The following is a 24,107-nucleotide window of genomic DNA, read 5'->3' as shown; positions in this document are numbered from 1 at the left end:
TCCCGAAAAAGATGTCATGCCGGCACCGCGGCGGATGCCGGCCAGAGGTGATCAGGCCAGCACGATGCGCGCCGCGGCAAGACTGGCGGCACCGTTCGTCACCCGGCTCTTCAGCGCCGCCGTCTCGCCAAGGAGATTCTCCGCCATGAAGCGGGCGAGCGCCATGCGGTCCTCGCGGGCGGGATCGGCGAGCGCGCCCTTGGCGAGATAGACGGCGCCGGCGGCGAGGCCCGCGAGCCGGAGATAGGGCGTCGCCCCGGCGAGCGCCGTTTCGCTGTCCTTGCCGGCCAGCGCGGCCAGCAGGAAGTCGGTGGCGGCGACGAGATCGGCGAGCGCTTCGGTGAGTGCCTCGGCGGTGCGGCCGAAACCGGGATGGTTGGCGCCGCGAACCGCCTCGACCACCGTTGCGAGCTCGGTGACATACGAGCCCATCGCGGTCCCGCCGGCCAGCGGCAGCTTGCGCAGGACGAGGTCGATGGCCTGGATGCCGTTGGTGCCCTCGTAGATCGGCGCGATACGGGCGTCGCGCAGGAGTTGGGCGGCGCCGGTCTCCTCGATGAAACCCATGCCGCCGTGGACCTGGATGCCGAGCGAGGCGACGTCGACGCCGACATCGGTGCCGAAAGCCTTGGCGATCGGCGTCAGCAGATGCGCCCGGTCGCTCCAGGTGCGCTGGGCCTCGTCCTCGCCATGCGCGCGGTCGATGGCGTGACCGCAGGCGAAGGTGATGGCGCGGGCAGCGCCGGTCAGCGCCTTCATGGTCAGGAGGGTGCGGGCGACATCGGGATGCTCGACGATCGGGCTCATGCCCTGCGGCGCCGCCTCACCCTGGCCGAGGCGCGTGGCGCGGCCCTGGCGGCGCTCGCGCGCATAGGCGAGCGCTTTCTGGTACGCCGCCTCGGCGACGCCGACGCCCTGCGTGCCGACGTGCAGGCGGGCATTGTTCATCATCGTGAACATGCAGGCGAGGCCCTTGTTTTCCTCGCCGACCACCCAGCCGATGGCGCCGGCTTCCCCCGTCTCGCCGGTGCCGTCGCCATAGATCATGGTGCAGGTCGGCGAGCCGTGGATGCCGAGCTTGTGCTCGAGCGCATGGCATTTCACGTCGTTGCGGGGCCCGAGGCTTCCGTCTTCCTGCACCAGGAATTTCGGCACGAGGAAGAGCGAGATGCCCTTCACCCCGGCCGGCGCGTCCGGCAGGCGGGCGAGGACGAGGTGCACGATGTTGTCGGTGAAATCGTGCTCGCCATAGGTGATGTAGATCTTGGTGCCGAAAATTCGGTAGCTGCCGTCGTCGCGGCGTTCGGCACGGGTGGTCAACGCCGAAAGGTCCGAGCCGGCCTGCGGCTCGGTGAGGTTCATCGTCCCCATCCAGGCGCCGGAGACGAGCTTTTCGAGATAGATCCGCTTCATCGTGTCCGAGCCGTGAGCGGCGATCGCCTCGACGGCGCCGACGGTCAGCATCGGCCCGAGCGCAAAGGCCATCGACGCGCCGTTCCAGATCTCGAAGACCGCCGCCGACAGCGCCACCGGCAGGCCCTGGCCGCCGAAATCGGCCGGGCCGGTCAGCGCGTTCCAGCCGCCGTCGATCCAGGCGGCATAGAGGTCGCGCCAGCCTTCCGGCGTGGTGACGACGCCGTTCTGGGCGGTTGCGCCCTGGCGGTCGCCGACGGCCGCCAGCGGCGCCATCTCCTCGCTCGCGAAGCGCCCCGCTTCCGTCAGGATGGCATCGAGCAGATCGAGCGTCAGGTCGCCGCTCTCCCCCGTCCGCATCGCCTCTCCGAGTCCGGAAACGGCGGTCAGGGCAAAGACAATATCCTCGACCGGTGCAGTGTACATTCGACTCTCCTCCCCGATGTCGAACCCTTTCCCCGCAGCGCGCGGGAGCAAGGACGGCTACGCACTATTTACGTAATCGTCAATCGCGCTATCCTTCGCGATGGTCCTGGAGCGTTGCGTCGCCTCCCATCCCAGCGCCCGTCCCATCCCAGGTGAATGATCAGCCAAGCTTCCAGTTTTAGGAACGATTTCCGGATCGGGACATTTCTGCTGATCTGTTCAGGAGGAGTTCAGCATGCGCCTGGTGCGCTTTGGTGACCGTGGCTCGGAGAAGCCCGGACTTGTCGATGCGCTTGGCGCGATCAGAGACCTCTCACGTCACGTCCCGAGCCTTTCGGGCACGGCTCTCGAGCCCGAGAGGCTCGCCGCCCTGCGGGATCTGGATGTCGACGACCTGCCTTTGGCGCCGCGCGGTGCACGGCTGTGCGCTCCCGTGTCGCGGATCAACAAGATCATCGGCGTCGGCCCGAATTTCCAGGAAAGCGCCGCGCTGGCCGGGTTCAAGATCAACCCGGAGCCGACCGTCTTCATGAAGGCGCCGTCGGCCGTCAGCGGCCCGAACGATCCGATCGAGATCCCTCGCCTGGCCACCCGCACCGACTGGGGCGTGGAACTGGCGGTGGTGATCGGGCGCACGGCGAAATACGTCCGTGTCGAGGATGCGATGAGCCATGTCGCCGGCTTCACCCTGGCCAACGACATCACCGAGCGCGCTCTGCAGCTGCAGCGCGGCGGACAATGGTTCAAGGGCAAGTCGCACGATACCTTCGCGCCTCTCGGTCCCTGGCTGGTGACGCCGGACGAGTTGAAAAACTACGATGACCTGACCCTCTGGCTCGAGGTCAACGGCGTGCGGCAGCAGCAGGGCAGCACCGCCGACATGATCTTCAAGGTGCCCTATCTCGTCTCCTACATCTCCCGCTTCGCGCGACTGGAACCGGGCGACGTGATCCTCACGGGAACGCCCGGCGGCGTCGGGCTGTCCTACGATCCGCCGCGCTTTCTCGGCGTGGGCGACCGCATGCGGGTCGGGGGCGACGGCCTCGGCGTCCAGGAATATGTCTGCGTGAACTGCTGACAGAGACGCTGCGGCGCGGAGCCGCAGCGTCCCTCCCCTCTTGCGGGTGCCGGACTATTCGGCGGCGTCCGCCCGGCGCTCATCGCCGTCTCTTCCGTCATCGCGCTGGTGCTGCCCCGAAATCGGCGAGACCCTCGCCATCGCGAACGCGTCGACGGCGACGACCCGCGCCACCGCCTGGCGGATCTCGGCGAGCTCGCCGAAATCGGCAGCCGTGATGATGCCCTGATCGAGGGCCGCCTGCGGGTCTCGGAGCTTTGCCTCGCGCATCTTCCGGTCGATCGAGGCGGCAGCGCTGAGGCGTTCGAAAGCCGCCTCGAGATCGGCGACGGCATGATCCTCGCGCCCCTCGCCGAGATAGAGATCGGGTGTCAGCCGGTCGCGCTGACTGGAGGGCCGCATCAGGATCTCGGCGAGTTCCGTGATGACGTCGTCGGTCGGCGCGGGAAGCGGAATGCCATAGGGGAAGCACAGAAGCCGCACCGTCAGCGCCGCCCAGCGGGCGGGCAGGTTTTCCAGGACGCCGTTGAAGGCGACGCCCATCCGGTAGAGGCCCTTGGCGAAGATGTAGTCGATGATCGGCCTGTCGGCTTCCGGCCGTCCCTCGTCCTCGAAGCGCTTGAGCGCCGCGGCCAGCAGATACAGCTCGGCCAGGATGTCGCCGAGCCGCGCCGACAGCATCTCCTTGCGTTTCAGCCCGCCGCCGAGCGTCAGCAGAGCCAGATCGGACAGGAGCGCGAAGGCGGCGGAATAGCGCGACAGCTGGCGCCAGTGGCCGGTGAAGGCGGCGCCATCCGGCGCCGGCGCGGCCAGCCCGCCGCTCCAGCCCCGGAGCGTCGCCCGCGCCGCATTGACCACGGCATGCCGGGCATGCGCCCAGAAATGCCGGTCGAAAGCGTCGAGGCCCTTTTCCGCATCCGGATCGGCGAGGGCCTGCATCTCCTTCAGCAGGTAGGGATGCGCCCGGATCGCGCCCTGGCCGTAGATCATCAGATTGCGCGTCAGGATATTGGCGCCCTCGACGGTGATGCCGATCGGCACCGACTTGTAGAGATTGCCGAGATAGTTCTTCGGCCCGTCCATGATCGCCTTGCCGCCATGCACGTCCATGGCGAGATCGACCGATTCGCGCATGCGGTATGTCGCATGCGCCTTCATAATGGCCGAGATCACCGAGGGACGGTGCCCCTCGTCGAGGGCGGCGACCGTCAGGCGCCGCGCGGCGTCGATCTGGTAGGCATGGGCGGCGAGCTGCGCCAGCGGCTCCTGGATGCCCTCGAACTGGCCAATCGGCAGGTTGAACTGCTGGCGCACGCGCGCATAAGCGCCGGTGACGCGGGCGCAATAGGCCGCGCCCGCGGCCGACTGCGAGGGCAGCGAGATCGAGCGGCCGGCGGCGAGCGCCGTCATCAGCATGGTCCAGCCCTGGCCGATCTGCGCCTCGCCGCCGAGAATCCAGTCCATCGGAATGAAAACGTCCTCGCCGACGAGCGGACCGTTCTGGAAATAGGTGGAGAGCGGCACGTGCCGGTCGCCGACGGTGACGCCCGGCGTCGTCGTCGGGATCAGCGCCACGGTGATGCCGAGCGAAGCGCCCCGCTTCAGGTGGTTTTCGGGGTCGAACAGCTTGAAGGCGAGGCCCATGACGGTCGCGATAGGGCCGAGGGTGATGTAGCGCTTGGCAAAATTCAGGCGGATGCCGAGGACTTCCTGTCCCTCGTGCTGGCCGTAGGCGACGACGCCGCGATCGGTCATCGCCGCGGCGTCCGAGCCGGCTTCCGCCGAGGTCAGGCCGAAACAGGGGATCTCGCGCCCGTCGGCGAGACGCGGCAGCCAGTGGTCGCGCTGCGCCTGGGTGCCGAAATGCACCATCAACTCGCCTGGCCCGAGCGAGTTCGGCACCATGACGGTGACGCCGGCGGCGACGCTGGCGGAGGAGACCTTGCGCACGACCTCGGAATGGGCGGTGTGCGAGAAGCCGAGGCCGCCATATTCCTTCGGGATGATCATGCCGAAGAATTTCTGGCTGCGCATGAAATCCCAGACCTCGCGGGAGAGGTCGTGGTCTTCGGCGGACAGCTTCCAGTCATCGATCATGGCGCAGAGCGTATTGACCGGCCCGTCCATGAAGGCCTGCTCGTCCGGCGAGAGTCGCGCCGGCTTCATCGCCAGAAGCCTTGCCCAGTCCGGGTTGCCGGAGAACAGCTCGCCGTCCCACCACACGGTGCCCGCGCCGATCGCCTCGGACTCCGTCGCCGACAGCTGTGGCAGGACGCCCTTGGCCCATTTGAAGATCGGCCGCGTCAGTTTCTCCCGGCGAAAAGACATGTGCTCAGCTCCCATCCGTCCCATGACAAGGATATGTATGGCAGAGATCGCCGATGTCCTGCGACCAAGGGAAGCCGCAGCGACCGTTCCCGCCGGCCGGCCTCAGCCTTCCTCGCGCTCGATCGCGCGCCGGCCGATGTCGGTGCGCCAGAAACCCTCGGGCCAGTCGATCTCCGCCGTAGCGGCATAGGCCTTCACCGCGGCTTCGCCGACGCTGGCGCCCGAGGCGGTGACGCCGAGGACGCGCCCGCCATCGGCCACAAGTTTCTCGCCCGCGCGCCGCGTGCCTGCGTGAAAGACAATGGCGCGGTCGTCGTCCGCGGGCAGCGCCCGGATCTCGCTGCCCTTGGGATAGCTGCCGGGATAGCCGGAGGTCGCGACGACGACGCAGAGCGCCGGATCCTCGTGCCATTCGGGCCGGCAGCCCGAAAGATCGCCCTCGGCCGCCTGTCGGAGGATCGGCAGGAGGTCGCTCTTCAGGCGAAGCATCAGCACCTGGCACTCCGGATCGCCGAAGCGGGCATTGTATTCGATCAGCTTCGGCCCCTCCGTCGTCAGGATCAGGCCGGCATAGAGGACGCCCTGGAAGGGGGTGCCGGCCGCGCGCATGCCGGCGAGCGTCGGCTCGATGATCTCCGCCATCGCGCGCTCGGTCAGGGCCTCGGTCATCACCGTCGCCGGCGAATAGGCACCCATGCCGCCGGTGTTCGGGCCGACATCGCCGTCGAAGGCGCGCTTGTGGTCCTGCGCGGTGCCGAAGAACACGGCCCTGTCGCCGTCTGCGAGGCAGAAGAGGCTCGCCTCCTCGCCCTCCATGAATTCCTCGATCACCACCTCGCTGCCGGCAGGCGCCCCGGCAAAGCAGTCGTCGACGGCGGCGAGCGCCTGCTCGACGGTCTCCGCCACGGTGACGCCCTTGCCGGCGGCCAGCCCGTCGGCCTTGACGACGATCGGCGCGCCCTCGCGGCGCACATGGTCCTTGGCGGCCTCGGCGTCGGAGAAGCGGGCATAATCGGCCGTCGGGATCCCCATCTTCCGGCAGAGATCCTTGGTGAAGCCTTTCGAGCCTTCCAGCTGGGCTGCCGCGGCGGAGGGGCCGAAGACGGCGATGCCGTGCGCCCGCAGCGCGTCGGCGATGCCATCGACGAGCGGCGCCTCCGGTCCGACGACGACGAGATCGACGCCCCTGTCGGTGCAGAAGGCAGCGACCGCCACATGGTCTGATATGTCGAGATCGGCGAGTTGCGCATGCGCGGCGATGCCGGGATTGCCCGGCGCGGCGTACAGCGTTCCGAGCTCGGGCGACTGGGCGATCTTCCAGGCCAGAGCATGCTCGCGGCCACCGGCGCCAATCAGGAGAACATTCGTCGTCATCGGGCACCCGTCCATTTCCATTGTTGCGGCGATTACGGGGGCGGAGGGCGCCGGGTCAAGGGCGCGGCGAGCGAAGCCACCGGTTTCATCTTGACGGCGGCGGCTTTCGGGTCAACTTGGCATCTATGCCGCATTCGAGAGACAGCCTTGCCGGCGATCCAGCGCAGGATCGCGTTTCGGACGCTCCGTCCGACAACTGGGTCTACAGGATCCTGCCGGCACGGCTATGGCCGCATGCGCAGCTGGCCCGCTGGGACCGGCCGATCGGCTGGCAGCTGCTCCTGTGGCCATGCTGGTGGTCCGCGGCGCTGGCACCGCAGGCGATGCTGCCGGGCGCGGCGACCACGGGCCTGCCCAATCTCTGGCACCTGATCCTGTTCCTGGTCGGCGCCGTGGCGATGCGCGGCGCCGGCTGCACCTACAACGACCTCGTCGACCAGACGATCGACGCCAAGGTGGCGCGCACGCGCTCGCGGCCCTTGCCGTCCGGGCGCATCAGCCGCGCCAGCGCCCGGCGTTTCCTCGTCGCGCAAGCGCTGGTCGGCCTGCTCGTGCTGTTGCAGTTCAACACCTTCGCCATCCTGCTCGGAATGGCCTCGCTTGGAGTCGTCGCCGTCTACCCCTTCCTGAAGCGGGTGACCGACTGGCCGCAGCTCGGGCTCGGCTTCGCCTTTTCCTGGGGCGCGCTGATGGGCTGGGCTGCGGTCTGGGGCTCGCTGGCCCTGGCGCCGGTGCTGCTCTATGCCGGCAGCGTGCTGTGGACGATCGGCTACGACACGATCTACGCGCATCAGGACAAGGACGACGACGCCCTGGTCGGCGTGCGCTCGACCGCCCGGCTGTTCGGCGACAAGACCAGGCCGGCGCTGGTCGTCCTCTATGGCGCGGCGTTGGCCTGCTTCGCTCTCGCCTATCTCACCACCGGCCCGGTCACCGGCCCGCACTGGCCGGCCTATCTCGGGCTCGCCATCGGCGCCGCGCACATGCTGTGGCAGATCCTGATGCTCGACATCGATGATCCCGACCAGTGCCTGTCGCTGTTCAAGTCGAACAATCTGTTCGGCTGGATCCTGTTCTTCGGCCTGGTGTTTTCCGGCCTCTGGTCGCTGCTGTTTCCCTTGGCGGCCTGACCGCGGGAGCCGGACGGACGAGACCGGCGGACCCGCGAGGGATCAGTGGCGGGCGATGATCTCGGTGCCGGAGATGACCATTCGCATGCCGAGGCCACCCGGCTTGCGGCGGGCGAGGAAGCGCGGCCGGCGGGCCCGGTGGGCGCTGGCGCTGGCCCGGCGCGGCGCAGTGCGGGCGGCGCGCAGCTGGCCGAGCGTCTCCTCCAGTGGCGTCACGGCGCCACTGGCCTCCACCATCAGCATCGGCAGGTTGAACAGGTCCGCCCAGCCGCGCCAGTCGGCGGCGACGTCGAAGAGGTCGGAGGCGACGAGCAGGGGAACGCAGAGCTTGGCGTCCTCGTGGAACAGCTCGAGCGTGACCGTGACCTCGCCGGCCTCGTTCTCCATCGCCCGGGCGGCGACGCCCTTGAAGGCCCGGGGCGGCAGCGCGATCGACATCGGCAGGCCGGACTTCTGCAGAACCCGGCCGATGACGGCGCCACGGCGGTCGACGCGGTAGCTGACCCGCTCGCCGTCGTCGACGAGCTCGTAGCTCTGCTTGCGGTCGGCGGCCGCCGGGTCGAGGCGGATCGGCATTTTCGCCCATTCCGGCTTGGAAGAAGCGGCGTTGATGGCAGTGTTCATGATGGGCGCCTCTGTGTGTCTGTCGCGACCTCGAACCGGGTCGCCTTGACCGATGTCTCCCGGCCTTTTGATAAGCTGACACTACAGCTCCCTTCTTGCAGTCGGGCTAAGAAAGGCAGTTAAGTGATTGTCACTATTCACAGGGCTAATGAATTGAAGACTTGAATAGAGTTTTAAACGACCTTTCCAGGGTTGAGGATCTGGTAAGGATCAAGGGCCTGCTTGAGGCTGCGCATCAGCGCCATTTCGACCGAATTCTTGGTGCGGGCGAGCTCCAGCCGCTTCAACTGGCCGATGCCGTGTTCGGCGGAGAAGGTGCCGTCCATCCCGTCGACGATGCCGTGGACGATGGCGTTGATTTCCGTCCAGCGGGCGAGGAAGGCCGCCTTGTCGGCGCCCAGCGGCTGCGAGATGTTGTAGTGGATGTTGCCGTCGCCGAGATGCCCGAAGGCGACGATGCGCGCCTCGGGAATCGCGGTCAGGACGGCGGCGTCGGCCGCCGCCAGGAATTCGGCCACGCGGGCGACGGGCACGGCGACGTCGTGCTTGATCGAGCCGCCCTCCGGCTTCTGTGCCCAGCTCATCGCCTCCCGCATCTTCCAGAAGGTGGCGGCGTCGGCGAGCGACTGCGCGATCGCGGCATCCTCGATCAGCGCCTCTTCCAGCGCGGCGGCAAGGATCGCCTCCATCGTCTCGCGGGCATCCTCGGCCGAGCGCTGCGAGGAGATTTCGACGAGGAGATACCAGGCATGGGCAGAGGACAGCGGATCGCGCGCGCCCGGCGTGTGGCGAAGGGTGAACTCCATCCCGCGCCGGCCCATCAACTCGAAGGCGGTCAGCTGCCGCCCGGCCCGCGCCTCGGCGCGGCCGAGGAGGCGCAGCGCCTTTTCCGGTGATCTCAGGCCGACATAGGCGACCTCGCGCCCGGCGGGTTTGGGGAAAAGCTTCAGCACGGCGCCGGTGATCACCGCGAGCGTGCCCTCGGCACCGATCAGCAGGTCCTTCCAGTCGTAGCCGCGATTGTCCTTCTTCAGGCGCCTGAGGCCCGGCAGGATCTCGCCGGAAGGCAGCACCGCCTCGAGGCCGAGGCACAGGTCCCGAGCATTGCCGTAGGCCAGCACCGACGTGCCACCGGCATTGGAGGAGAGATTGCCGCCGATCTCGCAGGACCCTTCCGACCCCAGCGACAGCGGAAACAGAAGGCCCGCCTCGTCGGCCGCCGCCTGGACATTCGCCAGGATCGTCCCGGCCTCGACCACCATGGTGCGGCCGACCGCGTCGACATCGCGGATCCGGTTCATGCGCGACAGCGACAGGACGATCTCGGCCTCGGAGCGCGGCGACTGGCCGCCGACGAGGCCGGTATTGCCACCCTGCGGCACGATCGGCGTGCGCGTCTCACTGGCGAGCTTCATGATCGCGGCAACTTCCGCCGTCGAATCCGGGCGCAGCACGAGGCGCGTGCGGCCCTTGAACAGGTCGCGCGGCTCGGTGAGGTAGGGGGCGAGGAGGTCGGGCGCGCGGAGCGCATGGGTTTCGCCGACGATTGTCGCAAAACGCGCGATGGTCTCGTCGGTGGCGGGGAGAGGGGGAGCGTGGTTCATGCGGCTAGAATAGACGCAGGCGCCGGGTTCCGTCGAGGTCGCCCGGGATCAGCCGCGCGGGGCCGCCGCCCGGCGCAGGCGGTCGTTGATCGCCTCGCCGAGGCCGGTTTCGGGAATCGGCATCACGGCGATCTCGGCAACATCGGGCCGGTCGAGCAGCGTCAGCGCGGCGAAAAGGTTCGAGGCCGCTTCACGAAGGTCGCCCGCGGGGCTGAGGTCGATGATGCCGGCGGCGGCGCCCTCCCCTTCCACCGCCCGGCGTCCGAACTTCAGGAGCCACTCCCCGGGCCGGACCGACAGCGCGTCGAGCCGAACTTGTCCATGCGGCGCGTAGTGCGAGGCCAGTTGCCCCGGAGACTGGATGGCGGCGCCGGCCTCCGGCCGGACGACGGCGAGCCCCAGGGCGGCCTCGATGTCGTCCGCGGTGATGCCGCCGGCGCGGAGCAGTACGATCTTTCCCGGCACCGGCATGACGATCGTCGATTCCAGCCCGACCACGGCCGGCCCTGCATCCAGGATGAGATCGATCCGGTCGCCGAGGCTGCGTGCGACATGGGCCGCCGTCGTCGGGCTGACCTTGCCCGAGCGGTTGGCGCTCGGCGCGGCGACCGGGCGGCCGACGCCGGCGATGACGTCGCGGGCGATTCCCTGCGGCATGCGCAAGGCCACCGTCGTCAGGCCGCCGAGTGTCAGGGGGTGGATACCGCTTTCCGCCGCCAGGGGCAGCACGATGGTCAGGGGGCCGGGCCAGAACGCGTCGGCCAGCCGGCGCGCCACTGGATCAAAGACGCCCGTGGCCTCGGCCATCGCCCTGTCGCAGACGTGGCAGATGAGCGGATTGAAGCGCGGCCGGCCCTTGGCCTCGAAGATCGCGGCAACGGCGGCGCCCTGGGTCGCGTCGGCGCCGAGGCCATAGACGGTTTCGGTGGGAATCGCGACAAGACCGCCGGCCAGAAGCACGGCTACGGCGTCAGCGACGGCTTCGGGTGATTGGGAGGAAACGAGACGGGCCATGCCGCCTTGTGCCGACATCGGCCCGAAAATGCAAAAAGGAGCAGCGGCCCGAGGGGGGGGTGGCCGCTGCTCCTCTTTATGATGACGTCCAGAGGGGAACTGGACGCTCTCTCGGCGCCGGCGCACGAAAGATCCGAGGGGAGCAGATCTTTGGTGCGGCAGTGAATGCTGGGCGCTCAGTTCATCAAAGCGCTCGACGCGGTCGATGGTTCCGTGCCAGCGGAAAATAATTCTTGCGACCCGAATTTCCCATCGGGCTGCGGCGTCACGCCTGGCCGGACGGAGCGAAGACGGTCCTACGGCTGTTCCGCCTCGGCGGACGCGGCAAAGGCGCCGGCCTGCGCACCGCTGGCACGCGCTCGGCCGGCCGGCATCGGCGCCTTCAGCGCGTGGACAGGAAGGCCGTCGCGATCCGCTGATCGAGGGCCGGTCCGACCGGGAGGCCCGCTGGCCGTGAGGCGACCAGGCGCGGCCCGCGGCCGGCGGCCGGCGCGGCCGAGGCGACCTCTTCCGCCGGTGCGGCCTGCGAGGCCTGCGAGGCCTTGAGATCGTCATTGGCCTGCCGCAACCACAGGCGCAGGCGCGACTTCCCGGTCTCGCCGAGCGCCGGCGCGGGGGGAATGGCGGTCACGGCGTCGCCCGCCTCGGGGACGATGGCTGCCACGCGCTGCATTTCGTCTTTCAGCCCACCAAAAACCCCCAGCCCGGCAGCCTGGGCCGGCTGGCCAGGCGAAATCGTGCGGAGGGCAGCCCGCGGCGATGCGGCGTGACTAGGCGCCTCCGGATGGCGCGCCAGTTCAGTGAGGAGCTGCAAGGGATCGATCCGGGCGGCGGGGTGGCCGGAAGGGCCGTAGGCTGCCAGAAGCGTGGCATCGCCGCCGATCGCGGCCGATCGGGTAGCAGGCTTGGCGTCGGCATCGGCGACTTTCGCCGCCGCTGCCGGCGGCGTCGGCGCCGGCGCGGCCGACTTCGCCGTGCGCGTCTCGCCGATCAGCGACAGGTCGCCGACGAGCGAGCCGATTGCCCGTCCGGCCTTCTGCTTCAGCTCGGCCAGGAGCGTCGGCGCCTCCGGCTCGTCCAGCGGGCGGACCAGTTCGTTGAAGGGCCAGGCGGCGCGCAGGCTGTCGACGTCCATCGAGGCGACGTTCACGTCGATGTCGTTCTTGGCGCCCTTCACCCGGTAGGGGCACTCGGACTTCGAGCAGTTGTGCATCGAGGAGAACTGCCAGAGCGCGTAACTCGGCCAGGTCGTCTCGGGGAAGAGGCCGGTGATGTCCTCGCGGTAGCGGGCGTACCAGAGCGGCAGGCGCGACAGCAGCGGGTAGGTCTCCTTGTAGTCGGAGATCCATTTGGCGGTGGAGCCGTTGGTGTAGAGGACGGGATAGCGGCCGGTGCGGATGAAAATCTGGTTGGAAAAGATCTCGGCATCTTCGAGCGACATCCACTCGTCGGTGTTGTCCTCGATGTCGATGGCGATGAGGTCGTCCGCCTCCGGCTCGGCGAAATCGATGAAGTGATCGGCCTGCTCGCGCGGATTACCGGGGCGGGCGAGATGGTAGGCGCCCCACTTCAGACCCAGCGTCTTCGCCATCAGGCGACGGGTGAGGTAGAGTTCCTTGGTGACGGTGTATTTCCACCAGCGGTTCTTGCAGAGCAGCGCCTCGTCGCCCGATTTGCCGCTGCAGTCCCATTCCGGCGGCAGGCCGTCGGACGCCTTGTTGATGAAGCCGGCGATGCGCTTGTCGGAGGTGAGTTCCTTCCAGTCGATCGGATTGAACTCGTAGGCGTCGATGACCAGAGCCCGGTCCTCGTCCTTCCATGGCTTGTCCCAGGCGGCGTTGGCCTCGTCGGCAGAGATCAGGATCAGCCCGGCAGTCAGTGCACAGGCGAGCGTGATGGCTGCCGCAAAGGCGGCGCGCATGACCGGCATTCAGAACTTCCCCTCGTCGTCGCTGTCGTCTTGCGGGTCTCGCGAACGAGCCCGTTACCCCTTGGCGGCTGGAGACTTCATGACGGTGCAATCGGGCAGGTTCCGGGCAGAGTTGATCACATCACGCAACAATTCGAAATATTACGTGATAATTTCTGCGATTGGATGGTTAATCAACTGAAAAGGATAGCTGTTTCCCATCTTGCGTGAAACTGACCTCGCGCCCGAAAAAACGTTTGGACGGGAAAATTTCGCGTCTCTGCCGCGCAGTTTTGGTGCGATTTCGCCACATTGGGGCAGAAAACGGGCGATCGGCCCGATGGCGAGACGACAGCCGGAGCGGCCGTCTCGCCCGGATGGGGTGGATCGTCTTGCCGCCGTCAGCCGGCGATCTTCGAAAAGTCCGCCACCTGCCGGGTCGCGGCGCGGATGCGGGTGAGGAGCGCCAGACGGTTGGCACGCAATCCCTCGTCCTCGGCATTGACCAGCACCTTTTCGAAGAAGGCGTCGACGGGGATGCGCAGGCTCGCCAGCGCGCCCATGGCCTGGCCGTAGTGCTCGGCGCGGAGCGCGGCGGCCAGTTCCAGCTCGGCGCGGTCGATGGCGGCGGCGAGCAGCTTCTCCTCCGGCTCGGCGAGCAGCGCGAGGTCGACGTTTCCGGCGATGCGCGTGCCCTTCTTCTCCTCGGCGGCGAGGATGTTCGCGGCGCGGCGCGTGCCGGCGAGCAGGTTGGTGCCGTCCTCGCTGGCGAGGAAGGCGCCGAGGGCTTCGACGCGGCGGGTGATGTCGAGGAGGTCGTCATTGACGGCATCAGATTGGCCGATCTCCCCCCTTGAGGGGGAGATGGTCGGCAGACCAGAGGGGGGTGTCGTGGCACCAAGCGTTGCAGACGAAACGGAAGCGTCGCTACCCCCCTCTGCCTTGCCAGGCATCTCCCCCTCAAGGGGGGAGATCGATGCTTTCCCGTCCTGCACACCAGACAGCACCGCATCGACGAGATCGTGCCGCGCGCCCTGGTCGCGCAGCTGGCCCTTCAGGCGGTCGTGGAAGAAGGCGAGAAGGTCGGCATCCGCAACGACCTGGCCAAGATGGAACTCGAGCGCACGATCCAGCACGATCCGGATCACGCCCAAGGCCGCGCGCCGCAGCGCATAGGGGTCCTTCGACCCCGTCGGCTTCTCGTCGATCGCCCAGAACCCCACCAGCGTGTCCAGCTTGTCCGCCAAAGCCACCGTAACCGCGACCGGATCGGTCGGCACCGCATCGCCCGGTCCCTGCGGGCGATAATGCTCCTCGATCGCCGCCTGCACGGACGGGTGCTCGCCCTGCAGCGCCGCGTAGTAGCGGCCCATCAGGCCCTGCAGCTCGGGGAACTCGCCGACGGCCTCGCTGGTGAGGTCGGCCTTGGCGAGGAGTGCGGCGCGCTTCGCCAGCGCCGGGTCGGCGCCGACCATCAGCGCGATCGTCTGGGCCAAAGCGGCGATGCGCTGGACGCGGGCGCCCTGCGTGCCGAGCTTGGCGTGGAAGGTGACGCCGAGGGCGTCGAGTTTCGCCATGCGCTGGTCGAGCGGCTTCGACAGGTCGAGGCCGAGCTTTTCCGCGGAGGCCTGCAGACCGGCGATGTCAGGGAGGTCCGCCTGGTCGGTCTGCCAGAAATACAAAGCGTCGGAGAGCCGGGCGCGGACGACCTTGCCGTTGCCGCGGGCGATCTCGGCGCCGCCGTCGGAGGCCTCGATATTGGCGACGAGGACGAACTTGTTCGACAGGCCCGTGGCGCCGGGCGCGCGGGTGACAAAACATTTCTGGTTGGTCTTGATGGTGAGGCGCACGACTTCCGGCGGGATGGCGAGAAACGCTTCCTCAAAAGTGCCCATCAGGACGACGGGCCATTCGACGAGGCCCGAAACCTCCTCCAGCAGCGCCTCGTCCGGCACGACTTCCAGCCCCTGCGCGAAGGCGAGGTGCTCGGCGTCGGTGCGGATGATGTCCTTGCGGCGGTCGGCGTCGAGGACGACGTAGGCGCGCTCGAGGCTCGAGACATAATCGTCGAAGCGCCGCACCTTGATCGCGTCCGGCGCGTGGAAACGGTGGCCGTAGGTGAGATTGCCGGAGCGGATGCCGCCGACCTCGAAGTCGACGACGACCGGCTCGGAGGTCTCGGGGCCGAAGGTGCAGAGGATCGACTGCAGCGGGCGCACCCAGCGCAAGCTTCCCGGCTCGCGCGAGGCCTTGCCCCAGCGCATGGATTTCGGCCAGGGGAACTCGCGGATGATTTTGGGCATCAGTTCGGCGACGATGTCCTCCGCCGCCTGGCCGGGCTTGCGCATATGCGCGACGTAGAAATCGCCCTTCTTCGGATCGGAGTGGACATGCGCCTCCTCGATCGACGAAAGGCCCGCGCCCTTCAGGAATCCCTCGATCGCCTTGGCCGGCGCGTCGGTGCGCGGGCCCTTGCGGTCCTCGACCTGGTCCTTGGAGCGGGCGTCGACGCCGCGGATGTCGAGGGTGAGGCGGCGCGGCGTCCAGTACTCTCGCGCGCCCTCATAGGTGAGGCCGGCGGCAACGAGACCGTCGGTGACCAGCTTCTTCAGGTCGCCCGCCGCCTTGCGCTGCATGCGGGCGGGGATCTCCTCGGAGCGCAGTTCGATCAGAAGGTCGGGCATCGGTCTCTCCACCCTTCAGAAAAGGGCTTTCCGGCCGGCGGACGGCCTCATCGTTTCGGTCGCGGGCAGCGCTTGCCCGGCGCGGGCGCCGGCTCCGGCACATCGCGGCGCGGCAGCCTGCGCCGCTCTTCGACCACGGCGCGGATGCTGTCAAGAACGGCGGCCGGATCGGCGCGCACCGCGGCGTTGGCGAAGCGCAGCACGTGAATTCCTTGTGCGGCCAGCCAGTCATCGCGCGCCGCATCCTTGGCGAGTTGGTGCGGGGTGTGGTGCTGGGCCCCGTCGAGCTCGACGATCAGGCCGAGCGGCTGCGAGACGAAGTCGCAGAGATAGGCGCCGATGCGGACCTGGCGGCGGAAATGCTGGCCTTCGCCGGGAATGGCTCGGAGAGAAGGCCAGAGCAGGTCTTCCAGACCCGTCGAGGTGCTGTCGACGGCGCGCCGCGCGCGCTGCGCCTTCAACTGCAGGCGAGTCAGCGCCATGGAGAAGCTGTCTGCCGGCTGTTGGAAAAGTCGAGGGTGTCGCGCCCCCCTCTGCCTGCCGGCATCTCCCCCTCAAGGGGGGAGATCAGGAGCGTCACCCTTTGCGACAAGCCGATCTCCCCCCTCGAGGGGGAGATGGCCGGCAGGCCAGAGGGGGGCGAGCGCCGCCGCCCTACCAGGACTGCCATTTTCGTCATGCCTCAGATGTCGCCCTGCGACGTATCGCAGGCTGCGACGCTGCCCTCTTCGAAGCCGCGCCTGAACCAGGTCTGGCGCTGCGCCGAGGTGCCGTGGTTAAAACTGTCGGGCACGACATAGCCCTGGCTCGCCTTCTGCAGCGTGTCGTCGCCGATCTGCTCGGCGGCGTTCAGCGCTTCGTCGATGTCGCCCGCTTCGACATAGCCCGCGGCCTGCGTGTCGTGCGCCCAGATGCCGGCATAGCAGTCGGCCTGCAGCTCGATGCGGACCGACAGGGCGTTGGCCTCGGCCTCGCCGACGCCCCGCCGAGCCTGGTCAAAGGCCGGCAGGATGCCGGTGATGTTCTGGATGTGGTGGCCGACCTCGTGCGCCACGACATAGGCCTGGGCGAAATCGCCGCCGGCATTCAGCTGATCCTTCAGCTGCCGGAAGAAGGACAGGTCGATGTAGAGCTTCTGGTCCGAGGGACAGTAGAACGGCCCGCTCGCCGAACTCGCATTGCCGCAAGCCGAGGCGATGGAATTGTTGAACAGGACAAGGGTCGGCGCCGGATACTGCTCGCCGGCATCGGCGAAGCGCTTGGTCCAGACGTCCTCGGTGTCGGCAAGGACAGTGGCGACGAAATCGTCCGTCTTGTCAGACGTGCCCTGCACGCCAGGGCCGCTCGCTGTCTGCGACTGCTGGGTCTGGCTGCCGCCGTCCATGCCGAACAGGAACATCGGGTTGACGCCGAAGCCAAACCACAGGACCGCGCCGACGATGATCAAGCCGACGAGGCCCAGGCCGCCGCCGCGCCCGGCGCGGATCGGCGTCCGCATGCCACCGCCGCCGAAGCCGCCGCCACCGCCGCGACGGTCCTCGATATTGTCGCTCTGCCGCCGACCTGTCCAACGCATGGATGCATGCTCCTCATGATGTCCCGCACCGCAACGCGGCTGGCAGGCTTTGGTGCCGTGGCGGCAGTAATAAGAGCGAGCTTAGTTCAGGCAGCCTGCGTCGGCATCCGATAATCAAAGCCGCCGCCCTCGGTGGCCAGGAACGCCTCGCCACAGGCCTTCGCCAGCGTGCGGACGCGAAAAATGTAGCTCTGGCGTTCGGTGACGGAGATCACGCCGCGGGCGTCGAGCAGGTTGAAGACGTGGCTCGCCTTGATCGCCTGGTCATAGGCGGGCTGCGCCATCAGGTGCCGCCCTTCCCGGGCGTCCGGCCTCGCCGCGCCGGCGGCGAGCAGCGCCCGGCATTCGGCCTCGGCCTCGTCGAAATGGCGCAGCAGGACGGCGGTGTCGGCGTGCTCGAAATTGTAGCGGGAATATTCCTGCTCGGCCTGCAGGAAGACGTCGCCATAGGTGACCTTCTCCTCGCCCTCGCGGCCGTTGAAGTTGAGGTCATAGATGGAGTCGACGTTCTGCACGTACATCGCCAGACGCTCGAGGCCGTAGGTCAGTTCACCCGCGACGGGCGCGCATTCGATGCCGCAGATCTGCTGGAAATAGGTGAACTGCGAGACTTCCATGCCGTCGCACCAGCACTCCCAGCCGAGACCCCAGGCGCCGAGCGTCGGGCTCTCCCAGTCGTCCTCGACGAAGCGGATGTCGTGGAGGGCGGTGTCGATGCCGATGGCCTTCAGGGAACCGAGATAGAGCTCCTGCAGGTTCGGTGGGTTCGGCTTCAGGATCACCTGGTACTGGTAGTAGTGCTGCAGCCGGTTCGGGTTCTCGCCGTAGCGGCCGTCCTTGGGGCGGCGCGAGGGCTGGGCATAGGCGGCGTTCCAGGGTTTTGGCCCGAGCGCGCGCAGCGTCGTGCCGGGATGGAAGGTGCCGGCGCCGACCTCCATGTCGTAGGGCTGCAGGATCACGCAGCCATAGTCGGCCCAGTAGCGGTGCAGCGTCAGGATCAGCGCCTGGAAGGAGCGCTCGGGGCGCATATGCGGCGGCAGGTCGGACATATCGGGGCTCTCGGTGCGGGCGCCGGCCGGCGCCACGGATGCGGGCGAGGTGCCATGACGGGCCGGGAGCGTCAAGCGCGGGGGCGGACGCGCCAGTCCCGGGGTGGCCGGATCAGTCCTTCTTGACGCGGTAGATTCCGTCGTCGCCGCGCACCAGGGTCCCCTGTGCGCCGGTGCGCTGCTCGGCCTCGGCTCTGCGGCTGCGCTCGGATAGGCGCAGCGCGTCATCCTTCAGCCGCTTGAAGCCGTAGTAGGCCGCAGCCCCGACGAAGCCGAGAAGCAGGAATTGGGGCATCAGATCGACCATCGTAACGGAGTGCAATCAATGGGGCCGCGGGAAGGAGCCAGTAGAGCACAGGTGCTGCGTCTTCGATACGCCGGATCCGGGCGGACGGTTCCCGCGTGCGGCGATATACCCCAAGCCGCATAGCCCGACCGGGATGCCCGTTTGCGGTGCCGGAGGCCTGGCGGCAAGGGCACCGCGTGCGGCGCCTGCGCCACCGATCAGAGACCGAAGCGCGCCCAGGCGAGTCTCTCCTCGGCCATCACGGCGAGCTGCTCGGCAGCCCCCGCGCCGATGCGGGCGGGATCGAGCATGCCGCCCGCGGTGCCGATGCCGGTCGCCGGCCGTCGGCCGAAGAGGCCGCGGTTCGGCTGCACCAGGGTCGGCTTCACCTTCACGCCATAGCGCTCGCGCAGGACCGCGCGCAGATCGCCGAGACCATCGACGAGACCGAGCGAGAGGCCGCGTTTGCCCGACCAGAACTGGCCGGTGAAGAGATCGGGATCGTCGACGAGGCGATCGCCGCGGCTCGCCTTGACGAGGTCGATGAAGGTCTCGTGCACTTCGGCCTGCAGCGCCAGGAGATGGGCGATGTCCTCCGGCCGCTCCGGCTGGAAGGGATCGAGCCGCGCCTTGTTCTCGCCGGTCGAGTGCACGCGGCGCTCGATGCCGAGCTTGTGGATCATGTCGACGAAGCCGAAGCCGCCGGAGACGACGCCGATCGAGCCGACGATCGAGGAGGGATCGGCGATGATCTCGTCGCCGGCGCAGGCGATCATGTAGCCGCCGGAGGCCGCGACATCCTCGACGAAGACGAGCACGGTCTTGTTCTTTTCGGCGGCGAGATCGCGGATGCGCTGGTAGATCAAGCGCGACTGCACGGGCGAGCCGCCGGGCGAATTGACCAGGATCGCCACCGCCGGCGCCTTCTTCACGGCAAAGGCCTTGTCCAGCGCACCGGCGACGCCCGCCAGCGACAGGCTCTGCCGCAACGGCCCGGACGAGGCCATGATCGTGCCGCTCAGCCGCACCACCGGGACGATGATCGCATCCGAGCGGAAGCGCTTGGGGAGATATTTCTGCAGCGGAAAGGCCAAGGCGTCTGCTTTCGGGAAGAGGATCCGGAGCCTCCATGTAGGCACCCGCCGCGTCCGCGCAATTGCCCGGCGAGGCGGAAGCGGTGTCACCGCGGGAACTGCCGGCGAGGACGCGGCCTCAGGCGAGGCCGAGATCGATCGTGGCGTCTCCCGTTCCGATGCCGGTTCCCGCCGCCGTCAGGCCGCCGTCCGCGCCGTGCAGCACCAGGCCCGGCAGCAGCGACAGCGGCGCCCGCGAGCCCTTGCGGGCGTGCAAGAGCAGGCGCATCGCCGGAGCGCCGGCATGGGCGTGCACCGGCAGGAGGCGGATGTCGCCGAGGCGCCGCTCGCAGGCGTTCAGGATATCGGCCAGGCTGTCGGGCCGGGCGATCATCGCAAACAGGCCGCCATGGGCGAGCAGGGCCGCGCCGGAACGGATCCAGCGGATGAGAAAGTCTTCGTTCGTCGCCGCCCGCGCCGCGTGGCGCAGCGCATCGGGCGAGGCGCGGCCGCCGGGGGGATGGAAGGGCGGGTTGGTCACGACCGTGGCATAGTCGCCATCGGCGAGCCCCGCCGCTTCGCGCGCCGCCCGTCGTCCGAGGACGTCGGCCTCGACGACGCGGAGCCGCGGCGCCAGCGCCGCATTGCCGGGGAGCGCCACCGACCGGCGCGCGAGCGCCGCCATCACGTCATTGTTTTCGACCAGCGTCATCGCCAGGGCCGGACAGCGCGCCACCGCGGCAAAGCCGACGGCCCCGGCCCCGGCACCAAGATCCACGGCGGTGCCGCCTCGGCCCGCCGGCAGGCTCGCGGCCAGGAGCAGCGCGTCGAGCCCGGCGCGAAAACCCTGCCCCTGCGGCTGCACGAGGTGGAAACGGCCGGCATAGAAACTGTCGACCGAGGTCTCGGCCGCAGGCTCCGCCGACGCCGCCCGCCCCTCACCGACCGCATCGGGTGCCAGGTCCGGCAGCGGCACGGCCCCCTCCCCGCTTAGCGCGACAGCTCGTGGCCGAGCTCGGCGTCGCGCAGCAGGCGGCGCGCCTGGTCCAGCCGGTCGGCCTCCACCATGATCCGACGCGGCAGGACGCCGATCGAGCCGTCGAGAATGCTCATATGCGCGTCCGCGACGAAATGGCCGATCTCGGCATCCTTCAGGAGCGCGTCGACAAAGGAAATCAGGACCGCGTCATTGGAGCGCATCAGTTCGATCATCGGGCTTACCAACCTTCCAGTCTTCCGGCCTTGCGGGCAGAGGCCGCGCCGGATGCGGCCCCTCCACAGACGGGCCGCCGAACCGCGATCATCGCATCTTGGCCGGCGCCGCAGCAATCCCTGCTCCGTCCGCGGCGCCACGGCGTGTCCCGATGCGGCCCGCGTCGAGACGGGCGAGGACCCCTCGACCCTTCCACTCGGCGTCCGGCGCGCCATCTTCCGGCTTGCCGCCCACGCGTCCCCGTGTTTAGTCCCGACCATTGAACGGAGTGAATCTCGTGAGTGTTGCCAGTCCCGTCCGGGAGACATCCTCGAAGGCCTCGATCGACGCCATCGTCGCGCTGACGGCGCCGGCCATGGGCGAGGTCAATGCTATGATCCTGGCGATGGCCGGTTCGAACGTGGCGCTGATCCCCGAGATCGCCGAGCATCTGATCTCCTCGGGGGGCAAGCGCCTCAGGCCGATGCTGACCATCGCCTCGGCGCTGGCCTATGGCTATCGCGGTAGCGATCATGTGAAGCTCGCCGCCAGCGTCGAATTCATGCACACCGCGACGCTCCTGCACGACGATGTCGTCGACGAGAGCGATCTGAGGCGCGGCAAGCAGTCGGCGCGGATGATCTGGGGCAACCAGGCGAGCGTCCTCGTCGGCGATTTCCTGCTCGGCCAGGCCTTTCGGATGATGGTCGACGTCGGAGAGCTGTCGGCGCTGCGCATTCTCTCCACCGCCTCCGTCGTCATCGCCGAGGGCGAAGTCTGGCAGCTTTCGGCGGCCAAGCGGATGACGACCGGCGAGGCGGACTATCTCAAGGTGATCGAGGCGAAGACGGCGGCGCTGTTCGCCGCGGCGACGGAGGTGGGCCCCGTGCTCGCCGAGGCCGGCCCCGAGGCGCAGGCGCAGATGCGCGCCTATGGCCTCAACCTCGGTCTCGCCTTCCAGCTCGTCGACGACGTCCTCGACTATCGCGGCACCGCCCAGGCGCTCGGCAAGAACACCGGCGACGATTTCCGCGAGGGCAAGCTGACCCTGCCGGTGATCCTCGCGCACCAGCGCGGCAGCGAGGCGGAAAAGGCGTTCTGGCGCGGTGCGCTGGAGGGTGGCGAGAACGACGATGCGGCGCTGCTCGAGGCCAAACGCCTGCTGGAACGGCACGGCGCACTGGAGGCGACGGTGGCGCGGGCGCGCGGGTTCGGCGAAAAGGCGTTCGGCGCGGCCAGCGCGCTGCCGGCCTCGCCCAGTCGCACGGCGCTGCTCGACGTCGTCGCCTTCTGCATCGACCGGGTGAACTGACGACAGCGGAGCCGGCGCAATCTGGCGCCGTGGCCGCAATCTGGTCATTCTGGCAAGACATTGAGAAACTAAGAGCGATTGCGGCCTGGCGGCACCCGTCGCCGCCATCGCTCCGCCCGTGCGTCGACCTTTCCGGACGCACCGGTCGGGGCGAGCGCCGCAGAAGAGAGGATTTCATCGTGCAGACTCAGCGGATTTTCCCGATCGCGTTCCTCCTGGCCCTGTCGGGCGCGGCGATGATGCCGTCGGCGGGCCTGGCGGCTGGGACCGAGGCGGCCGCGCCGCAGCCTCTGCCGCCGCTCATCCAGTCGCTCTCGGGCGCCTATCTCGCCGCCAAGTCGGCCCAGCTCGACGGTGACCTGAAGGCGTCCACCAGCTATTTCGGCCAGGCGCTCGACATCGACCCGACCTCGGAAATGCTGCAGCAGGAGGCGATGTTCGCCTATCTCGCCGCCGGCCAGTTCGAAGACGGCGTCGACCTCGCCGCCAAGCTTCGCGAATCGCCCGATGCCGGCAAGGTCGCGCGGATCGCGCTCGGCGTCGACATGCTGCGCAAGGGACAGTACGCGCCGGCCATCGCCGAGTTCGACATCCTCGATCCGAGCGACCTCGACGGGCTGCTGCTCGCCCATCTTTCTGCCTGGGCGGATGCCGGCGACAAGCGGGTCGACGACGCGCTGTCGCGGATCCGGGAACTCGACGGGGCGGAATGGTACCCGATCTTCAACAACCTCCAGGCCGGCCTGATCGCCAGCCTTGCCGGCCGCAACGACGTGGCCCGCGGCTTCTTCGGCAACATTCTGGCCGACAAGGCCAATGCCCAGACCTCGCCCGACGCCTATCTCGCCGCCGCCGAGGCGCTGGCGCGGCTGGAATCGCAGGCGGGCGACAAGGATGCGGCGCTGGCGGCGCTCGACACCGGCCTCGAACTGGCCGCCAATTACGATCCGCTGACCTTCCTGAAGGCCAAGCTCGAAAAGGGCGAGACGCTCAGCCCCGCGATCGCCGACGTGCGCGAGGGCGCGGCCGAGACGCTCTACATTCTCGGCCAGGCGATCAACCGCGGCGACGGGCAGCAGGTCGCCATGCTCTATTTCCAGCTGGCGCGTGCCCTTGCGCCGAAGGATCCGAGCCTCCTGACGGCCCTTGCCGGCATTGCCGAACGCAGCAAGCGTTTCGACGACGCCATCGCCTACTACCGCGACATCCCCGCAGATTCCGCGCTGCGGCGCACGGCGGATCTGCAGACCGGGCTCGACCTCTGGTATTCCGAGAAGAAGGACGCGGCCAAGCAGCACCTGCGCCGGGCCGTGGCCGACTATCCGGACAATCTCCAGTCCTATCTGGCGCTCGCCGACGTGCTGTCTGCCGACAAGGACTATGCCGAGGCGGCCAAGGCGCTCGACAAGGCCGTGGAGATCGCCGTCCCGACGAAGCAGGAGACCTGGAACCTCTACTACCAGCGCGGCATCGCGCACGAGCGGCTGAAGCAGTGGGACAAGGCCGAGCCCGACTTCAACAAGGCGCTCGAGCTCTCGCCGAACCAGCCGCAGGTGCTGAACTATCTCGGCTATTCCTGGGTCGACATGAACCGGAACCTCGAAAAGGGGCTCGGCATGATCAAGACCGCCGTCGATCTCCGGCCGAACGACGGCTACATCATCGATTCGCTCGGCTGGGCCTATTTCCGCCTGGCGCGCTATGACGACGCCGTGGAGCAGCTGGAGCGGGCGGTGCTGATCAATCCCGTCGACCCGACGATCAACGACCATCTCGGCGACGCCTACTGGCGCGTCGGCCGCACCCGCGAGGCGGAGTTCCAGTGGAGCCGGGCCCTGGTCGGCATTCCCAAGCCCGAGGCGGCCGAGGTGGAGAAGATCGAGGCCAAGCTGAAGAACGGGCTGCCGGAGGACGACCGCAAGGCGGAGATGAAGAACGGCGAGCCGACCAAGGCGGGCGTCGCCGCGGCAGACCCGGCAGGCGACGGTGCGCCCACCGCCGCGCCCACTGCACCGGCCGTGACCCCGAACTGACG

General features: G+C 68.5%; 19 protein-coding genes. 4 read left to right on the top strand and 15 right to left on the bottom strand.

Features of this window, described 5'->3' with window-relative positions; all coding sequences use genetic code 11:
* Positions 1-51 precede the first annotated feature (51 nt).
* Positions 52-1,839: an acyl-CoA dehydrogenase family protein gene (locus IEX88_RS04280; RefSeq protein ID WP_188849354.1), complete on the bottom strand. Its 1,788-nt coding sequence runs from the start codon at positions 1,837-1,839 to the stop codon at positions 52-54.
* A 235-nt stretch (positions 1,840-2,074) separates the two neighbouring features.
* Here IEX88_RS04280 and IEX88_RS04275 point away from each other — a divergent pair, with 235 nt between their 5' ends.
* Complete coding sequence (locus tag IEX88_RS04275) at positions 2,075-2,917, top strand: fumarylacetoacetate hydrolase family protein (protein WP_188849353.1); 843 nt, start codon at positions 2,075-2,077, stop codon at positions 2,915-2,917.
* A 54-nt stretch (positions 2,918-2,971) separates the two neighbouring features.
* Here the strand turns inward: IEX88_RS04275 and IEX88_RS04270 are convergent, their stop codons facing one another.
* Both IEX88_RS04270 and purD read right to left on the bottom strand, forming a co-directional pair.
* A complete protein-coding gene (locus tag IEX88_RS04270) occupies positions 2,972-5,260 on the bottom strand; it encodes an acyl-CoA dehydrogenase (RefSeq protein ID WP_274604574.1) in 2,289 nt (762 codons plus the stop codon).
* A gap of 87 nt (positions 5,261-5,347) precedes the next feature.
* The gene (gene purD / locus IEX88_RS04265; protein WP_188849351.1) at positions 5,348-6,619 is read right to left on the bottom strand and encodes a phosphoribosylamine--glycine ligase; all 1,272 of its coding nucleotides are present in this window, start codon (positions 6,617-6,619) and stop codon (positions 5,348-5,350) included.
* Between the two features lie 125 nt (positions 6,620-6,744).
* Here purD and ubiA point away from each other — a divergent pair, with 125 nt between their 5' ends.
* Positions 6,745-7,749 (top strand): 4-hydroxybenzoate octaprenyltransferase, encoded by a 1,005-nt coding sequence (ubiA, locus tag IEX88_RS04260; RefSeq protein WP_188849350.1) that lies wholly within the window; start codon positions 6,745-6,747, stop codon positions 7,747-7,749.
* A 42-nt stretch (positions 7,750-7,791) separates the two neighbouring features.
* Here ubiA and IEX88_RS04255 read toward each other — a convergent pair whose 3' ends face one another.
* The 12 genes from IEX88_RS04255 to IEX88_RS04200 all read right to left on the bottom strand — a co-directional run bounded on the left by IEX88_RS04255 (position 7,792) and on the right by IEX88_RS04200 (position 20,780).
* Entirely contained in the window at positions 7,792-8,373 is a 582-nt protein-coding gene (locus IEX88_RS04255) for a DUF6101 family protein (RefSeq protein ID WP_188849349.1), read from the bottom strand.
* Positions 8,374-8,546: 173 nt separating this feature from the next.
* Entirely contained in the window at positions 8,547-9,977 is a 1,431-nt protein-coding gene (locus tag IEX88_RS04250) for an FAD-binding oxidoreductase (RefSeq protein ID WP_188849348.1), read from the bottom strand.
* Positions 9,978-10,025: 48 nt separating this feature from the next.
* Positions 10,026-10,991, bottom strand: coding sequence for an L-threonylcarbamoyladenylate synthase (locus IEX88_RS04245; RefSeq protein WP_188849347.1), 966 nt, complete (start codon positions 10,989-10,991; stop codon positions 10,026-10,028).
* Positions 10,992-11,373: 382 nt separating this feature from the next.
* On the bottom strand, positions 11,374-12,921 hold the full coding sequence (locus tag IEX88_RS26775; RefSeq protein ID WP_244639830.1) for a glycoside hydrolase family 25 protein: 1,548 nt from the start codon (positions 12,919-12,921) through the stop codon (positions 11,374-11,376).
* Between the two features lie 380 nt (positions 12,922-13,301).
* Positions 13,302-15,584, bottom strand: a complete 2,283-nt coding sequence (glyS, locus tag IEX88_RS04235) for a glycine--tRNA ligase subunit beta (protein WP_188849346.1) — start codon at positions 15,582-15,584, stop codon at positions 13,302-13,304.
* A gap of 47 nt (positions 15,585-15,631) precedes the next feature.
* On the bottom strand, positions 15,632-16,066 hold the full coding sequence (locus IEX88_RS04230) for an endonuclease domain-containing protein (RefSeq protein ID WP_188849345.1): 435 nt from the start codon (positions 16,064-16,066) through the stop codon (positions 15,632-15,634).
* A gap of 200 nt (positions 16,067-16,266) precedes the next feature.
* Positions 16,267-17,160, bottom strand: coding sequence for a KPN_02809 family neutral zinc metallopeptidase (gene ypfJ, locus IEX88_RS04225; protein WP_188849344.1), 894 nt, complete (start codon positions 17,158-17,160; stop codon positions 16,267-16,269).
* 86 nt (positions 17,161-17,246) lie between these two features.
* The gene (locus IEX88_RS04220; RefSeq protein WP_188849343.1) at positions 17,247-18,209 is read right to left on the bottom strand and encodes a glycine--tRNA ligase subunit alpha; all 963 of its coding nucleotides are present in this window, start codon (positions 18,207-18,209) and stop codon (positions 17,247-17,249) included.
* 112 nt (positions 18,210-18,321) lie between these two features.
* A complete protein-coding gene (locus tag IEX88_RS04215) occupies positions 18,322-18,504 on the bottom strand; it encodes a hypothetical protein (protein WP_244639829.1) in 183 nt (60 codons plus the stop codon).
* A gap of 209 nt (positions 18,505-18,713) precedes the next feature.
* Complete coding sequence (locus tag IEX88_RS04210; RefSeq protein ID WP_188849341.1) at positions 18,714-19,589, bottom strand: S49 family peptidase; 876 nt, start codon at positions 19,587-19,589, stop codon at positions 18,714-18,716.
* Between the two features lie 118 nt (positions 19,590-19,707).
* Positions 19,708-20,544 carry a tRNA1(Val) (adenine(37)-N6)-methyltransferase gene (locus IEX88_RS04205; protein ID WP_244639828.1) on the bottom strand — a complete coding sequence of 279 codons (837 nt, stop codon included), beginning with the start codon at positions 20,542-20,544 and terminating at the stop codon, positions 19,708-19,710.
* 14 nt (positions 20,545-20,558) lie between these two features.
* A complete protein-coding gene (locus IEX88_RS04200; RefSeq protein ID WP_188849340.1) occupies positions 20,559-20,780 on the bottom strand; it encodes a putative signal transducing protein in 222 nt (73 codons plus the stop codon).
* A 278-nt stretch (positions 20,781-21,058) separates the two neighbouring features.
* Here IEX88_RS04200 and IEX88_RS04195 point away from each other — a divergent pair, with 278 nt between their 5' ends.
* Positions 21,059-22,072 (top strand): polyprenyl synthetase family protein, encoded by a 1,014-nt coding sequence (locus IEX88_RS04195; RefSeq protein WP_188849339.1) that lies wholly within the window; start codon positions 21,059-21,061, stop codon positions 22,070-22,072.
* 179 nt (positions 22,073-22,251) lie between these two features.
* On the top strand, positions 22,252-24,105 hold the full coding sequence (locus IEX88_RS04190; RefSeq protein ID WP_244639827.1) for a tetratricopeptide repeat protein: 1,854 nt from the start codon (positions 22,252-22,254) through the stop codon (positions 24,103-24,105).
* Positions 24,106-24,107: the final 2 nt, after the last annotated feature.

The sequence above is a fragment of the Aureimonas glaciei genome (genome assembly GCF_014643375.1).
GTDB lineage: Bacteria > Pseudomonadota > Alphaproteobacteria > Rhizobiales > Rhizobiaceae > Plantimonas > Plantimonas glaciei.
Note: the sequence above shows the minus strand (reverse complement) of the source record. Positions and strands in the feature narration are given on the sequence as shown.